Origin of the sequence: Veillonella sp. CHU594, from assembly GCF_003992265.1 — a bacterium.
In the GTDB taxonomy this organism is placed as follows: Bacteria; Bacillota; Negativicutes; order Veillonellales; family Veillonellaceae; genus F0422.
Map to the genome: position 1 here is coordinate 111,941 of NZ_RQVB01000005.1, position 16,417 is coordinate 128,357.

General features: G+C 39.2%; 21 protein-coding genes. All 21 read right to left on the minus strand.

Going from position 1 to position 16,417, the window contains the following annotated elements; translation table 11 throughout:
* Positions 1 to 122: 122 nt before the first annotated feature.
* The 21 genes from EO111_RS04575 to EO111_RS04675 all read right to left on the minus strand — a co-directional run bounded on the left by EO111_RS04575 (position 123) and on the right by EO111_RS04675 (position 16,417).
* Positions 123 to 1,730 carry a glycosyltransferase family 39 protein gene (locus EO111_RS04575; protein ID WP_126940767.1) on the minus strand — a complete coding sequence of 536 codons (1,608 nt, stop codon included), beginning with the start codon at positions 1,728 to 1,730 and terminating at the stop codon, positions 123 to 125.
* A gap of 25 nt (positions 1,731 to 1,755) precedes the next feature.
* The gene (locus EO111_RS04580) at positions 1,756 to 2,091 is read right to left on the minus strand and encodes a hypothetical protein (protein WP_126940768.1); all 336 of its coding nucleotides are present in this window, start codon (positions 2,089 to 2,091) and stop codon (positions 1,756 to 1,758) included.
* Positions 2,092 to 2,099: 8 nt separating this feature from the next.
* The gene (gatB, locus tag EO111_RS04585) at positions 2,100 to 3,545 is read right to left on the minus strand and encodes an Asp-tRNA(Asn)/Glu-tRNA(Gln) amidotransferase subunit GatB (protein WP_126940769.1); all 1,446 of its coding nucleotides are present in this window, start codon (positions 3,543 to 3,545) and stop codon (positions 2,100 to 2,102) included.
* A complete protein-coding gene (gene gatA / locus EO111_RS04590; protein ID WP_126940770.1) occupies positions 3,542 to 4,999 on the minus strand; it encodes an Asp-tRNA(Asn)/Glu-tRNA(Gln) amidotransferase subunit GatA in 1,458 nt (485 codons plus the stop codon). Before gatA ends, gatB begins: the two co-directional genes overlap by 4 nt.
* 10 nt (positions 5,000 to 5,009) lie before the next feature.
* Positions 5,010 to 5,294 (minus strand): Asp-tRNA(Asn)/Glu-tRNA(Gln) amidotransferase subunit GatC, encoded by a 285-nt coding sequence (gene gatC / locus EO111_RS04595; RefSeq protein ID WP_126938694.1) that lies wholly within the window; start codon positions 5,292 to 5,294, stop codon positions 5,010 to 5,012.
* Between the two features lie 54 nt (positions 5,295 to 5,348).
* The gene (locus tag EO111_RS04600) at positions 5,349 to 6,560 is read right to left on the minus strand and encodes an ABC transporter permease (RefSeq protein WP_126940771.1); all 1,212 of its coding nucleotides are present in this window, start codon (positions 6,558 to 6,560) and stop codon (positions 5,349 to 5,351) included.
* Positions 6,553 to 7,290, minus strand: coding sequence for an ABC transporter ATP-binding protein (locus EO111_RS04605; RefSeq protein WP_062402368.1), 738 nt, complete (start codon positions 7,288 to 7,290; stop codon positions 6,553 to 6,555). The genes EO111_RS04600 and EO111_RS04605 overlap by 8 nt, the downstream gene beginning before the upstream one ends.
* The gene (locus EO111_RS04610) at positions 7,290 to 8,357 is read right to left on the minus strand and encodes an efflux RND transporter periplasmic adaptor subunit (protein ID WP_082717795.1); all 1,068 of its coding nucleotides are present in this window, start codon (positions 8,355 to 8,357) and stop codon (positions 7,290 to 7,292) included. The genes EO111_RS04605 and EO111_RS04610 overlap by 1 nt, the downstream gene beginning before the upstream one ends.
* Positions 8,358 to 8,618: 261 nt before the next feature.
* Positions 8,619 to 9,578, minus strand: a complete 960-nt coding sequence (pfkA, locus tag EO111_RS04615; RefSeq protein WP_062402363.1) for a 6-phosphofructokinase — start codon at positions 9,576 to 9,578, stop codon at positions 8,619 to 8,621.
* A gap of 1 nt (position 9,579) precedes the next feature.
* Complete coding sequence (locus EO111_RS04620; protein WP_009353844.1) at positions 9,580 to 10,143, minus strand: shikimate kinase; 564 nt, start codon at positions 10,141 to 10,143, stop codon at positions 9,580 to 9,582.
* 86 nt (positions 10,144 to 10,229) lie between these two features.
* Positions 10,230 to 10,613 (minus strand): hypothetical protein, encoded by a 384-nt coding sequence (locus EO111_RS04625; protein WP_127010858.1) that lies wholly within the window; start codon positions 10,611 to 10,613, stop codon positions 10,230 to 10,232.
* 34 nt (positions 10,614 to 10,647) lie between these two features.
* Positions 10,648 to 11,199 (minus strand): hypothetical protein, encoded by a 552-nt coding sequence (locus tag EO111_RS04630; RefSeq protein WP_127010859.1) that lies wholly within the window; start codon positions 11,197 to 11,199, stop codon positions 10,648 to 10,650.
* Positions 11,189 to 12,022, minus strand: coding sequence for a hypothetical protein (locus EO111_RS04635; protein WP_126940774.1), 834 nt, complete (start codon positions 12,020 to 12,022; stop codon positions 11,189 to 11,191). Before EO111_RS04635 ends, EO111_RS04630 begins: the two co-directional genes overlap by 11 nt.
* An 11-nt stretch (positions 12,023 to 12,033) precedes the next feature.
* Positions 12,034 to 12,474 carry a hypothetical protein gene (locus EO111_RS04640; RefSeq protein ID WP_009353848.1) on the minus strand — a complete coding sequence of 147 codons (441 nt, stop codon included), beginning with the start codon at positions 12,472 to 12,474 and terminating at the stop codon, positions 12,034 to 12,036.
* A gap of 193 nt (positions 12,475 to 12,667) precedes the next feature.
* Positions 12,668 to 13,273, minus strand: a complete 606-nt coding sequence (locus EO111_RS04645; protein WP_127010861.1) for a hypothetical protein — start codon at positions 13,271 to 13,273, stop codon at positions 12,668 to 12,670.
* A 135-nt stretch (positions 13,274 to 13,408) separates the two neighbouring features.
* Complete coding sequence (locus EO111_RS04650; RefSeq protein WP_038144948.1) at positions 13,409 to 13,765, minus strand: hypothetical protein; 357 nt, start codon at positions 13,763 to 13,765, stop codon at positions 13,409 to 13,411.
* Positions 13,762 to 14,226: a hypothetical protein gene (locus EO111_RS04655; RefSeq protein ID WP_009353823.1), complete on the minus strand. Its 465-nt coding sequence runs from the start codon at positions 14,224 to 14,226 to the stop codon at positions 13,762 to 13,764. The genes EO111_RS04650 and EO111_RS04655 overlap by 4 nt, the downstream gene beginning before the upstream one ends.
* Complete coding sequence (locus EO111_RS04660; RefSeq protein WP_009353836.1) at positions 14,223 to 14,837, minus strand: prepilin peptidase; 615 nt, start codon at positions 14,835 to 14,837, stop codon at positions 14,223 to 14,225. The genes EO111_RS04655 and EO111_RS04660 overlap by 4 nt, the downstream gene beginning before the upstream one ends.
* 22 nt (positions 14,838 to 14,859) lie before the next feature.
* Positions 14,860 to 15,237, minus strand: coding sequence for a competence type IV pilus major pilin ComGC (locus tag EO111_RS04665; protein ID WP_009353863.1), 378 nt, complete (start codon positions 15,235 to 15,237; stop codon positions 14,860 to 14,862).
* Positions 15,238 to 15,245: 8 nt separating this feature from the next.
* Positions 15,246 to 15,686 carry a type II secretion system F family protein gene (locus EO111_RS04670; RefSeq protein ID WP_127010863.1) on the minus strand — a complete coding sequence of 147 codons (441 nt, stop codon included), beginning with the start codon at positions 15,684 to 15,686 and terminating at the stop codon, positions 15,246 to 15,248.
* Positions 15,653 to 16,417 (minus strand): type II secretion system F family protein, encoded by a 765-nt coding sequence (locus EO111_RS04675; protein ID WP_127010864.1) that lies wholly within the window; start codon positions 16,415 to 16,417, stop codon positions 15,653 to 15,655. Before EO111_RS04675 ends, EO111_RS04670 begins: the two co-directional genes overlap by 34 nt.

A 16,417-nucleotide genomic window follows, 5' to 3' on the forward strand; every position in this document is an offset into this window, starting at 1 on the left:
TCCTTCATTTATTATCGAGTCATACAATATTCCTTGAATGTAGGTCTCATGCCGCCTGTCCTATAGTAACAGAAACTTATTGGGGATACTCCCTAGGAGCATCCCCAATACTATAATTACCATTATTTCGCTTTGTAAAAGACTCCTAGAGAATTTCTTTCTACAGGTTGAACCTGGTCATATAAATTTGTTTCTTTAAAATACGTTGCGTATTTATTTGGCACATAAATCAAAGCACGTGATAGTTTCTCTGTATCTTTTGCCAAGTCAGTAGGTTTCACCATAGGCATGATATTTTTCACATTTTCCCAAACACTTTCATGTTCTTTGTAATGTATAAAGGAAGTAGTTCGTCCCAAATAATAGGATAAAGACGTACGATAATTACCATATTGATACACCTCTAATGGCGTAGTGCCTTCCAATGTCATCACTTCATTGGCTAATACTTTTCCAGATTGGTCTTCCATAACTGGCACTAAGTTAGGAACTAATGCTAAATAAAAAATGATCGCACTCGTTGCCATACTGTACACTAAGACAGACCCTGTTCGTTTACTAGCGGCATAAATAAACGTCAACACAGTCACTGCCAAACTAATCCAAAGATACGCACTATGTGACAAAGACACACTCAATCCCACTATGACTAATCCTAGTAAAAATGGAAATCCACCCAGTGCATATAGGGTAAACACCCTCCATGTCATCTTACGTTCTTTGTATCCTTCTATACCAGCATGAATGCCCATGCCTGCCCATAATGCCAAAGGAATCAGCATAATAAATGTATAGGTAACATATTTAGTGGCCATACACGTGTAGAACAGAACGGTTCCTACAAACCAAAAAATCGACCAATACCAAATATAGGCGTGTTTCTGTTCATTGATACCACGAACTACAAAGCTAGTCCATGGCATCATGCATACTGGCAACAAGGCAAAATATAAATACCACCAATTATGTTCGGGATGCTCTGGTACCGTCGCTCTCGTCACATTATGTAGCCCTAAAAATCCTTGGATAAAAGCATCACCATGAACATAGTACATATATCCATACCACGGTGCTACAACTAGGATAAAAGCAAGAATACCTTTCCAAGAAAAGACATATTTGAACCAATCCATACGACGATTCAAGGCCACATATAGAATTAAAATAATCCCTGGTAGCACGATCCCTACAGGGCCTTTGGTAAGCACCGCTAACCCAGCAAACATATACGCATAGACCATATGGCGATGACTTTCACCAGTGATACCACGATATAAATAGTAAAAAATACCCATAGAAAAGAGAAATAAATATCCATCCGTCACGACAGCATGACCAATGTACCAAAATTCTAACGCCGTTCCTAGGGCAATGGCACTCCACATAGCAATCCGTTCTACTTGATATATACTGAAAGCCATCCGATACATCGCTAATACTGTACAAGTAGAAACGACAATGGATGGCAATCGAGCAGCTAAATCAGAGATACCAAACAAAGAGTAGGACAGTATAAGCCCCCAATATGCCATAATTGGTTTATCATACCAATACATGTCATAAATCATAGGAGACAAAAACTCTCCATGTTTCATCATGGTCACGGCAGACAAAGCGTAGTTTGATTCCACTGTATCCGTCACAGGCAGCGCCCATGCCATAAACAGATAGAACAAAAACGTTCCTATCCCTAGCCATGCAAACCGCTTCCATGAAAATGTTTGTTCCATAGTAATACAACCTCTGTATTTACATTTAAAAAAATAACTTTCCCAACAAGCGCATTACTAGCCAAGCTAAAATAATCACAAAGGCACCAGCAATGATAAATTTAGCTAGTGCAAATAACACTATAATAAGCATCACGACGCCTACTGCTATGCCTAGTTTCCACTTCCAACTAAGAGCATTCCACAAAAATATCTTCATATTAGGAATGGTTTGAAATTGGTCTTGTTCCTGTTGAGAAGATTGATGATGAGGAGCATCGTATGCTCGCCCCTCTTCATCAATAGTTGTTCCGTCAAAATCACGTAATTCTTCTTCTGAAAGAACGCGCGTTCCTTCATCATACTTTTGTTCTTGACTCATAGTCACTCCTATAGAGCTTGTAAATGTTTTTCCAACAATTCATTCACTACGCCAGGATTGGCTTTACCTTTAGAGGCACGCATCACTTGGCCCACCAAGAATCCGATAGCTTTACCTTTACCAGATTTGAAATCTTCCACAGATTTTGGATTATCTGCAATGACTTGTTTTACAATTTCTTCAATAGCTCCTGTATCGGTAATTTGAACTAAGCCTTCTTCTTCTACAATTTTGTCTGGATTTTTACCAGTTTCAAACATTTTGACAATCACTTGTTTTGCAATTTTACCAGAAATCGTGCCTTTTTCAATTAGGCTAATCATATCAGCCAATTGTTTTGGTTGTACTTTGCTATCCGCATAAGAAATACCAGCATCGTTCACAAGTTTTGCCAAATCACCGATGATCCAGTTAGATGCCGTTTTTGCATCTGCTCCAGCCTCTACGACCGCATCGAAATAGTCCGCTGTACCGCGTTGGCTCGTCAATGTACGCGCATCTTCACTAGACAATCCATAGGATTCCATGAAGCGTTGTTGTTTCGCTTCTGGCAATTCTGGTAAGGATTGACGAATTTCTTCTACATAGTTAGGGTCTACCACAATAGGTACCAAATCTGGTTCTGGGAAGAAACGGTAGTCATTTTCCTTCTCTTTCTTACGCATGGAAAGAGTGATACCTTTACTATCGTCCCAAGTACGAGTTTCTTGAACAATCGTTTCTCCATCTTCCAATGCTTCTGCTTGACGAAGTGCTTCGTATTCAATGCCTTTTTGGATACCTGTTAAAGAGTTCATATTCTTGATTTCAGTTTTTGTGCCTAATTTAGTTTCCCCTACTGGTCGAATAGAAATGTTCGCATCACAACGCAAACTACCTTCTTCCATACGTCCGTCAGATACGCCTAAATATTGTACAATAGCACGAATTTTATCCACATATTGGCGCGCTTCTTCACCAGAACGAAGATCAGGTTCTGATACGATTTCTAACAATGGTACACCTGTACGATTGTAGTCTACATTGGAGCTATCAGAGCTAGAAATAGTAGCACCACTATGCACTAATTTACCAGCATCTTCTTCCATATGGATACGGTTGATACGAATGCGACGAGTTTCACCATTCACCTCTACATCAAGATGACCGTTTACGCAAATAGGCAAGTCAAATTGAGAAGTTTGCCAGTTTTTAGGCAAATCTGGGTAATAATAGTTTTTGCGGTCAAATTTATTGAATAGTACGATTTCACAGTTTAATGCTAAACCGACTTTGATAGCATATTCCAACACTTTTTGGTTAAATACAGGCATTGTTCCTGGTAAACCTAAGCAAGTTGGACATACATGTGTATTATGGTCGCCCCCGAAGGCCGTTGTACAGGAGCAGAAAATTTTTGAATTTGTTTTCAGTTCAGTATGAACTTCAAGGCCTACGACTGTTTCATATTTCATAGTTTCAATTCTCCCATAGTTGGCAATTTTGTAAATTCAGGACATTCTTGTTCAAAACTATAGGCTGCTTGCAACAATGTACTTTCACCCATAGCAGGCGCCAATAATTGCATACCGATTGGCATACCATTAGAACCAAATCCAGCAGGAATACTGATACCTGGGATACCTGCCAAGTTAACTGGCACTGTACATACATCCTCTAAATACATAGTCAATGGATCGTTGATTTTTTCACCAAATTTAAAAGCTGTATTCGGAGCGGTTGGTGTTAATAATACATCACATTCTTGGAATGCTGCATCAAACTCATTTTTAATCAAACGACGAGCTTTTAGAGCTTTTAAATAGTATGCATCATAATAACCAGAACTCAATACATAGGTACCTAACAAGATACGGCGTTGTACTTCTTCACCAAAGCCTGCCGTACGAGTTTTAGTGGACATTTCCACTAAATTATCTGCTGGCACGCGAAGGCCGTAGCTAACTCCATCATAACGAGCTAGGTTAGAACTAGCTTCTGCTAAAGCGATGATATAGTACGCAGACAAGGCATATTTTGTAGTTGGCAAGGAAATATCTACAATAGTGGCCCCCATATTGCGATACGTTTCAATAGCTTTTTCCAGAGCTGCACGCACTTCTGGATGTAAACCTTCACCAAAATATTCTTTAGGCACACCGATGCGCAAGCCTTTTACATCTTTCACAAGAGCTTTTGTATAATCGACACGATCTCCTGGGATGGATGTAGAATCATGGAAATCATGGCCTGTAATAGCATTCAACACGATGGCTGCATCACGTACATCTCTTGTCACAGGGCCAATTTGGTCCAACGAAGATGCATAAGCAATTAATCCATAGCGAGATACATTGCCATAGGTTGGTTTCAAACCAACCACGCCACAGTAGGATGCTGGTTGACGAATGGATCCACCTGTATCGGAGCCTAATGCCCAGATTGCGCTACCACTGGCAACCGCCGCTGCACTACCACCGGAAGATCCGCCTGGAACATAATCTGGATTCCATGGGTTTGTCGTTTTGCCTAAAGCAGAATTCTCTGTGGAACTACCCATAGCAAACTCGTCCATGTTTAATTTACCCAAAATAACAGCATCTTGAGCTTGTAATTTTTCGATAACCGTTGCATTGTACGGAGGCACAAAGTTTTCCAACATATGGGATCCACATGTAGTGGCCACACCTTTTGTACAAATATTATCTTTAATCGCCCCAGGAATCCCTGCTAATGGCGAAATAGTTTCTCCCTTGGCGATTTTTGCATCTACAGCCTCTGCTTGTGCTAACGCCGCTTCATGAGAGTCAGACAAGTACGCATGTACTGTTGGCTCTACATTATCTTTATGTGCCAATACAGCTTTTGTAAGCTCTAGGGCAGAAATTTCTTTATTTACTAATTTTTGATGTAATTCAAAAAGAGTCATGTATCTTCTCCTAGTTCTGTACAACACGAGGTACTCTGAAATACCCATTCTCTTCTTCAGGTGCATTTTGTAATGCCGCTTCACGTGGCAATGATGGTTTCATCTCATCTGGACGATACACATTTTGTAATGGCACCGCATGAGCCATTGGCTCTACATCTGTTAAATCTAATTCTTCTAATTCCTCCACATAGGTAAGGATATTACTGAGGGCTTTTTCAGCAGCCTCTAAATCTTTAATTTCTAATCGGGATAATAAGGCAATATTCTTAATTTCCTCTTGACTAATTTTCATAGACACACATCCTTTCAATTTATATATTATAACATACTTTCATGATGAAAGTACCTATTCATAATGTAAGGCATCAATAGGATTTAACTTAGCTGCTTTTCTAGCCGGATATAAACCAAATACAAGACCTATCGTCATAGAGAATCCAAAGGATAATAAAATAGGTCCTGTGGTCACTACAGTTTTTAACTTAGCTACTGTAGCAATCAGCTGTGACGCACCAATCCCCACTAAAATACCGATGGCACCACCTACGAGAGAGATGACGATGGCTTCAATTAAAAACTGTGTAATAATCGTACGATACGTAGCACCTAAGGCTTTACGAACACCAATTTCTCGAGTACGTTCCGTAACAGACACAAGCATGATATTCATAATGCCAATGCCACCAACTAATAAAGAAATCGCTGCCACAGCACCTAGGAATAAGGTCATGGTAGCTGTATTTTCTTCTACCGCCTTCATAATGGACGCCATATTGTTCACATTAAAATCATCGAGATCAGGATTTTTAATGCCATGACGGACACGCAAGATATTTTCTATATCTGCTTGCACCCGTTCTAAGTCTTCGCCTTCTTTTGCTTGAATGTAGATCATACGCAAATAATCAACACCCATCACACGTTCCATCATAGTTGTATACGGTACTACAATAACATCATCTTGATCATTCCCCATAGTACCAGAACCCTTTTCATCAAGGACACCTACTACTTTAAAAGAATTTTTATGAATCCGAATATCCTTACCAATGGGATCTTCATTACCAAACAAGTTTTTTGCCACTGTGGCACCTATGACTGCCACCCGTTCACGGCGTTCAATTTGACTATCTGTAATAAAACGACCTGATTTCATAGTCCAATTGTTTACATACTGAAAGTCAGCGTTAGCACCATTCACAGTTGTGGTCCAATTCTTGCTCATGTACACAGTTAAATACGAATTAGCTGCTACTGGTGAAGCTGCTTGCACGCTATCCATCTTCGAAATAGCTTCATAGTCGCCCATTTTTAACGTTTTATTAGCACCAGATACCGGGCGTACCCCTGGTGTTCTAGGAGCCCCTGGATAAACCATTAATAGATTACTACCCAAACTGGAAATAGATTCTGTGATTTGTTGACGAACCCCATATCCAATGGATACAAGTGCAATCACCGCAGCTACACCAATGATGATACCTAGCATCGTCAATAATGATCGCATCTTATTGGCTATTAGAGATGACCAAGCCATTAAGAAACCTTCCTTATACATGGCTTTCACCTCCTACCTGCAATCCTTTCATATGGGGATTTATTCTATCTTCTACAATAAGACCATCTTTTAAAACCACATTGCGACCTGCATATTCAGCAATATCTGGCTCATGGGTGACTAAAATGATGGTACGCCCTTCTCGATATAATTCTGTGAAGATATGCATCACATCTAAACTTGCTTTTGAATCAAGGTTACCTGTAGGTTCATCCGCCATAATAATCGCTGGGTCATTTGCCAATGCCCTCGCAATAGCAACACGTTGTCGTTGTCCCCCTGATAATTCTGCTGGCATATGATCCAACCGAGTACCGAGCCCCAAATCTATCAATAACTGACTAGCCCTAGCTTTACGTTCTGCTTTAGACACTCCTGCATAGACCATCGGTAATGCTACATTATCTAGAGCCGTTAATTTAGGCAATAAATTAAAACTTTGGAACACGAACCCAATTCGTTTATTTCGTACATAGGCCAATTCATCGTCCCCCAGATGGGCTACTTCTTCTCCATCTAATCGATAGGAACCACTGGTAGGTCTGTCAAGACATCCTAAGATATTCATAAACGTAGACTTCCCAGATCCTGAAGGTCCCATGATAGAGGTAAACTCCCCTTCATAAATGGACAAATCAATACCATGTAATACTGGTACCGTTAACTTTCCATTCACATAGGTTTTCGTAATCCCCTCCAAGGTAATGACTGCTTTTTTTGGAGTTTCCATTAGAATGGCCCCCTCTGTTGTTGTTTTTTTGTCGTGCTTACATCACCACTGATAATGATTTCATCACCTTCTTCTACTCCAGAAATAATTTCAATTGTAGAATCACCAGTCATACCAGTTTTTACACTGGTTCTAAGAGGTTTACCATTTTTGATGACATACACAAATTCTCCCACTTTATCAGAACGAACAGCAGCCAATGGAACTACCAATACATTTTGTCGTTCTTCTCCATGAATCGTAGCACGTGCGGTCATACTAGGAAAGAAATGGCTTACATCACCAGCAGGAATTGCTACGCGCACTGTATAATACACTACGGATGAACTGGTCGTTCCCATACTACCTTTTGTACCTAAAGAAATACTTTTAACAGTACCCGTGAAAGTCTTACCAGGATGTGCATCGACCGTGAAATCTACTTTGGCACCTTCTTTTACATTTCCAATATCTGTTTCGTCAACTGTTAAATAAATTTCTAAATCAGACAAATCAGCGATAGTGGCAATGATCATTTGTGTAGAAATACCAGTGGCGATAGTTTGACCTGCTTTCAAAGGTTCTCCAATAATGGTCCCATCCATAGGAGCTGTAATAGTACTATCTGTTAAGTTTGCTGCTACTTGATCATAACTAGCTTTTGCTTTTTCATAGGCTGCTAAGGCATTATCATAGGTTTGCTGTGAAATGGCACCTTGTGACACTAACGTACGGTATCGATCCAAATCTGTGGCTGTTTGGTTGAGTGTGGCCCTTGCATTATCTACAGAAGCCTGTAATTGACGAGAATCAATAGTAGCGATGACCTGACCTGCTGTTACATGCTGATTGGCTTTCACCAAAACAGATTCTAATTTGCCAGGAATATTGGTAGATACATCTACATAGCGAACAGGATTAATCGTTCCCGTTGCATTAATAGTAGATGAAATACTACCTTTTCCTACTTTTCCCGTTGTATAGGTAGGTGCCTCTTTTGTTTGGCTACTACTATACCATTGCCATCCACCAATAGCTACCACTAAGATAGCCACAATGGCAATCCATAATTTTTTATTTTTCCACATAAAATATCTCCTTTTGTCCATCGATTACATATAGAATGCCACCAAAATGGTGTTTCCTTACTCTAATAGGCCCCAACTCCAACATATAGTATAGACTTTCATCTCCTTAAACTGGTTTACGCCTGCTGATAGCTTCCTTTTATAAGTAGCCCTTTACTATAGTATAAAACAAAACATACCATAGATAGAGGATAAAAAGAAAAGAAAACTAAAGTTAGTTTTCTTTATCTTATACAATACAATAGCAAAACAACTATGAAATTATTGTCCTAATACTCGTATTAATTGGTATAAAGAAGTATCTAAAGGATACTCACATATTACAGCTTCCTCATAGGCTATCGCATCAATATGATTGCAATGAACCCCTATTAGATGATGTGTATGTCCCTCTAACAAGGCACGTACTCCTGCCTCTCCTAAGCGAGCAGCCATTAATGCATCATAAGCAGACGGTGATCCACCACGTTGTAAATAACCTAACACTGTCACAGAGGGTGCATAGGATGTATGTGCTTTAATATATTGAGCCACTTCAAAAGCACTATAGGCTCCTTCCGCAACGATAATAATACTATTCTTTTTACCATTACGAGTAGTATTTTCTAATGATTCTTTTACCTCTTCTAATGTCATTGGCACCTCTGGTGTCAGTACCACCTCAGCACCGCATGCGACGCCAGCGTACACAGCAATATGACCTGCATGTCGTCCCATCACTTCTACAATAGCTACACGATCATGAGCTGTAGAGGTATCACGAATTTTGCTCACCCCATCAATGATGGTATTAAGAGCTGTATCAAAGCCGATTGTATAATCGGTACCATTCATATCTTTATCAATAGTGCCTGGAATTGTCACCGTAGGTAATCCTAGGTCAGACAACACCTTAGCACCACACATAGAACCATCTCCACCAACAACGACTAATCCGTCAATACCATGACGACGTAAATTATCATAGCCTCTTTGTTGATGTTCAGGTTCTTTAAATTCAAGACAACGGGAAGATTTTAAAATCGTCCCTCCCTTGTTCACAATATTCCCTACACTACGCCGAGTCAAAGAAATAAAGTCTTCTTCTAAAACGCCCAAAAAGCCTCGTTGTATTCCTACTACATCGAGGCCTTCATATATTGCACTTCTTGTGATAGAACGAATGACTGCATTCATTCCTGGTGCATCTCCACCACTTGTTAAAATAGCTATACGTTTCATATTATTCACCTTGGTGTACTTTTCGCCGTTTAAAATATATGCCTTTAGACTTTATGGATCCGTCAATACTCGTCACCAATTCATCCGTATGACTGTATGTAGTATCTAACACATGGTCACATTTGCGATATAAGGGTTTCCACCGTCGCATCATCCATGCTACATACCCAGATACATCATCATAATTCATGGTCGGTCGCTTACCAATCCACCGATTGACACGATTTACAATCCGATAATGTGAAGCACGTATACCTACAATAAAAGAGTATTTTTGCATATATCGTAATGTACGCATGTCAATAGGGAAGTTTCCACCTACAGAAATCACCGCTTCATGATACATGGCCACCTTTTTAATTACTTCAAATTCTGCACGACGAAATGCCTTTTCACCTATTGTCTTAAAAATATCAGCAATAGGCATATTATATCGTTTTTCTAATATTCGATCCGTGTCAACAAACTGCCAGCCTTTGGCATCCGCTAAATTTCGACCTAAGTGACTTTTTCCGCTCCCCATAGAACCAATGAGGATAATGTTTCTCTTGATAGTCGTTTTCATGTTTTATAATATCTCATTCTTCCATCTAGTAGTAAATTTTAACTTTATTTTACTATACTCGACTATACTTTGACAAACCATTAGGACTAATTTTTGGTATTTTCATAAATCTTACATTGTAAAGTAGTCACACTTTGTGAGTGAATAATTTTCTTTATCCTAAAACGCAAGGTAGGATGTACCTTTTGCATCCCTACCAACCACTGCACCATATCTATGGTAGACCCTTGTACTACCACATCTAGAGCTCCCTCTTCTTTATGTGTACTGACCATGATTAGGGGGCTATCTTCCATGGAGGACAGCACCAAATGATACAAGCCTTCTAGGTCTAACATAGTATCATCTAATTGTTTGACAAACTGATAACTTTCACTATTTAAAAATGTTGTTTCTGCCTCCTGTAAAAGTATCTCTTCATCAACCTCTGCAGAGATTCGTTTCGTTTCTCCTTGAAAGTACACCATCATACTAATACCCATAACCACTACACAACAGTACACACTAACGACTAGAAGTAGACTTCTTTTGGGGATTGGTAAGGCTTTCCATAGTGGCTGTAATACGACTACGATATAGTGCAGTTCCGGATTCTTTTTCCACCACTTCATCATAATGACGGTGACCTCCTAATCGACTCAACACTGAACTAAACTGATGCAATTCAGTTTCACTGCTTCCTCTAGCTTCCACATACCATTGGTTCATGGTCGACCACTCAACCAATTGAATATGATATGTATTCGATGCATCTAATACATATATACATTCCTTCAACGTCCCCTGTGGCAATGGTTCTTCTTTTGTTTTCTCATGAACCATAGAATCATACACACTATGAGCCTCCTTAGCATCAATATGGTGCGATATTGCCTCTTTCTGTTTCTCTACAATGTCTTGATACTGTATATATGCTTTTGTGCCTATCGCCACAGAACCCACTAATATAATGATCACTAGAGCTAATAGGGCCCACCATATATTTTTATACCGAATATACCAACACACCCACTGTATATCCGGTTCTATAAAATTAAGATTTTCTTTATTTTCCATCGGCAAGTAACCTAATCGCTAAACCAAATGCCATTTCATGATTTATATTCTGTGGATTATAATCTTCTCCTTTGTCTACTATATGAAGGGGTACCTGATCAATTGTTCCATAGGTTTCTAAAATAGACTCAAAAGCTTTAGATCTTGTTTCATCAAAACCAACTACAATAGCTCCCTTAGGATAGGGCACTTGAAATTGTTTGCTATCTTCATAGACCGTTTTACAGGCTTCCAATACTTCATTCACATCTAATGATACTAAGGTATGCGCCGTACAGAATTTATCATTCCATAAAGATACTTGCACCTTATCTTCCTCTGGGGTGATACAAAGCATAGACGATTCTCGACCACGGCTGAACGCAAGAGGTGCTGGCCAGTAATCGATAACACGAAGATCTCCTCCGCCTTGTTGAATCCCTTGCGCCACCTGTTTCACTTGTTTTCGTTCTAAGGCTACGATGAGCATACACATTAGCTCCTCCGTTGTACCTGGTCTAGAGGCAAAATCGATAGCATTAGGGAAATCTTCATTCTGAAAGATTCGTTTTCCCTCACGGTGGGCAAATAAGTACTGATCTATTTTATGCATCATCGGTGTTTCCATGTATACTGATTGAAGTGGCGATTCAAAAACACAACCAATAGATATACCAACTTCTCCATAATAGTCAAAAAACTCTTTCACATCAGTTCCCTTATTACTGTGTCGTTTTTGAACGATTACATCTTCTAGCACAATAGTACCTTCAATTTTGTAGGCTTTTATCCCAACAATTTCATCATGTCCAATGGCAATACCCATCACTCGTTTACTTTTCACTACAAACCTCCTTACTCTCTGACCCATTCTATTTGTATCGTCTCTAGTATGTCATTTTTATATATGGTCTTAATGTATACATCTTTTTTTATATTCGTTTCTGTTTCTACATCAGTACATAAGAGCCGTAAACAATAAAGTTGCTCTTCTTGTTCTTTATATAAAATAGCCTCAATCCGTTCCGTATCCGTTTCTTCTAGTACATATTTCGGTGAACCACTACCAGTTATTTCCTTTTGATGAGCTAAAAAGAATTTTTTATTTGTACCTAATACTATGCCTCGCTCTATGCCATATTGACATCGAACAAAACGATATTCATCCATCATGCTTTGATACGTAATCTGCATCGTATGTAGCCAAGCCACCCAAGTACCAATGGTCATCATCGCTATTAGTAATATCATGTATGATACAAAGCCATTTTTCTTTTGCCCTTTCCAGCGCAACATAATAGTTAACCTCGCATACATTACCTAATATAAGTGCTCTACAAGCATCTATTTCTAACTAACTGTTTTTTTGTATATATTTTACGGCTTCTGACATAATTCATAACCCTATAGATAGATTATGCATATTAACATGTATGCTTAGTATTTCTGCTCATATGCGTATTTCTATCTATTATGACAAAGTACCAACTTACTTTGCTATATGTTGTAATCTCTGAAGATAGGTGGCATACGGCAGAATGCCTGTCTGTACATGATATCGGTTCTGTCCACCTTCCATAAGTTGAATATGATCTCGCCGCCAATAGGGACGTACCTCTGAATACCAATGTAAGTCAACAAGACCATCTGATCGTTCCTGAAAAAATGTAGACCCTTGCGGAAATACATGTATTTTTCCAATCTTGGGACTAATTTCATTTTCTGTAATATCCTGCAATTGTCCATCAGATAATATGGTCACAAAGGCATCTTGATAGACGCGTATCCTCCAGTTTGATGGAGATACTAGCCATGACCCATCTTTACTAACTATCGGTCTTTTCTCACTATAGCGAAGGCGATTCATAATCTGTATACGACTAAACCTAGCATCTAACAGCAACTCATGACGATGATGCAACATATGTATCCACTTCACACTATGTGATGTGATTAAGAAAAAACCTGTTACGAAGGTCATTAATAACAGACTTCCTAATACTGCTTCCACCAGTAAAAATCCTGCTGTTCCCTGTTTACCCTTGGGTATCCAACAAAAAGTCCTCGTCTTTTTCAAGCGTAATACCATACCCATGCATTTTACCTCGCCATTGCACATCACAATTTTTTATATACTTATCTCGAAATCATAACAATTCGTTTTTTAATCTATATCAGATAACTGCACTATATTTTCAGTTTGCCTCTTTCGTCATCTTGATGATGTATCTCATTGGCTAGAAGGCAATAAATAAGTAGTGAACCGATGTATTTCTTCACCATGACGATAGGCTATTACCATTAATATACGTACTCCTTCTTGATTTATTTCTGTCTTACGCTGAAAAGTAGTTGTTCCCACAGTTGGTGGTTCACCAGACTCCGGAATCTGTCCATGTGCCCAACTAGCCTTCCCCTCTTCCATATACAAAATCATAGCTTGTAATATTCTATCTTCTTCCATCATTTTTCCATATTGTTGGATACTGCTCATCATGAGTACGAATAAAGTTGAACATAATAGACTCATTACAAACAACGAAGCTAATACATCCATATAGAGAAATCCTTCCTCTTTTAGTTTCAAAATTTTGATTCCTCCCAACGTATACGCCCTGATTGACGGGCAAAAATGAATGTACGTTTATAGCGAATTAGATCATCTACTAATGTAACAGTAAATACTTTCCCAACTCCTTTATGAGCTATAAATCGAATACTGGGGTAAGTTCCAGTAAATTCGATATGCATAGATTCTGGTAAATTACGGTACACTAAAGAGTTATTTGTATTAATATATCCATATCGCATACGCTCTAGGACAACACGATTGGCACCATTATTATTCTGTAAGTTTCCATACAAAGTAGCAAGTTGCATACGTTTCACATGGGCAAATAAGATACGACCTTCTCGATCAAATACATGATACTCTCGTTGCTCTTCATTATGTAATAATAAAACCATGCCTATAACAAGAGAAAAAATAGTCATATATAGTACAACTTCCACTAATAAGGACCCTTCTATATTCTCTTGGCTTTTCACCAAAGCCACCTCCCTACAGGGCATATGAATAGTAATATGGTTGCCATACTGAAAGAAGGGCCAAAGGGAATATAGGTATGATTCGGAGATGTAACACGCCACACACAACTGTACAAGATGCCAATGACAGAGGAAAGTCCGCATAATGCCAAACATTCCACTGATGTGAGCCAACAACTAATGGCAATCAACCATTTGATATCACCTAATCCCACACCACCACGACTAAACCACCGCAATGACCACCACAATCCGCCCATACAGAGGGCATTGACTACTATCATCAATACATCACCATTACCTATCCATTGGTAAACAAATCCACATATACAAATTAGAATAGCTCCCTCATCGGGAAGAATGTAATATAGCTTATCGATGGTTGATCCCCAAAAGAGCGTTACCTCCAGCATATAAAGAAGTGCCAGTTCATAGATATTCGTAATGTATCCAACTTGATAGGTATAGCAAAGCCCTACTGTCCCTATGACATGAGCAAAAATGGACATAAGGCACCACATACTATGTGTTTTCATATAGGTCCAAGAAACAATGAGATAGAGGCTTGCAACTCCTGTGATACCAGCAATACCTCCTAATACATACTCCATATTTCCCTCTTCCTTTAACTAATTAATTAGCAGCATCAGGTGCAGTGACAGCAATATGTTTACCTTTACCGCCTTCATTTTGTACACTGGTGACTGTATATTCTCCACCCTTAGGAGTTTTCACATGTTCTGTTAAATAGCCTTCTTTGTACAATGTCTCTACCGTAGGTACTGTATCGGTAGATTGTTCCATCATATACAACTGTGCTGCATTAGAAATCGTTGTAACATCTGATTTAATTTTCGCTTCCTTCGCCTTGTTTGAAGCATTTAAAAACTGTGGCATTGCCAAGGATGCTAAAATAGCAATGACTGCTACCACAACCATTAATTCCACTAAGGTAAATCCATCTTGTTGCTTCCGTTGTCGTAAAGACAAACGTTGTCGTACTGCTTCCATAATTCCTCCTATTGAATGGCTGAAATTGAATTAAACATCGGTAACATTACCGCTACCACAAGTAAAGCGATTATACTGCCCATAATGCTAAGCATAATAGGTTCTAATAATTGTTCTCCTCGTTTCACAGTCCGGTCCAAAATCCCCTTATAATACGCATGCCCTTGGTCTAACATACTTTCTAGGTCACCCGTTTCTTCTCCGATGTGAAGCAAATCCCATAAAAAAGAAGTTCCTAATTGCACCTTTTCTAATGAATCCGTAAATCCATGCCCTTGGGAAATACGAGTTTTCACCTCTTTTTGTAGCGCACTTGCCCAGCGGTTGCCCCACAGCGATTCTGTCATATCCAACAGTTGTAACAAAGGTATACCGCTTTTTAAAAGTAGCTTCCAAATCTGACACATGCGTACCATCACGCCATAAGCCATTCCCTTTGTGCCATACATAGCCAAACCTTACGATGCACACTGAATTTCACAGATTCTCGTTCGTACGATTTCCAGAAAACCATACCGAATACTAGCAAGGTAATCAGGAGATACACCCCTTTTTGTTGTAACCATGTACCTCCTGCAAAAAGAGCTGCTGTAAGCGGTGGCAATTCAATTTGCATGCTCTCAAAAACTGATTTAAATTGCGGTAAAATAAAACCCACTGCAACGCCTACAAATACTATCATAAGTACCACCAAAAATGATGGGTATGTAATGGCTGATACTAATTGTTGGCGTAATCGATGCTCTTCTTCGTACATACTTTGAATCATGCCTAACGATTCAACTAGGGTTCCTGATGCTTCCCCCGCCTGCAGTATAGTGGTGACAATGATAGGGCACTGATACTTGGATAAACTCTTTGATAGTGCCATACCACGTCCTACATCTTCACGAATATCTCCATAAGGAATAGTGGCCCCTTTTGTATTGACCATCATATCCAAGGCTTTTCGTAAAGAAATACCTGCGCCCAACAACATATGTAATCGATAGGCAAAGTGAATCATATGAGCTGCTTTCCATTGCTGTTTTCTTGACTTCACAACAACACATTCCAAATGAATCGGTGTTATCGATTGATAGGCTAGCTTTGCCTGCACTTCCTCTTCAGAGTCGCCCCATACTTTGCCTGACACTATTTTTTTATCCGTCGTAAATCCTTCATACGTATACCAACTCAT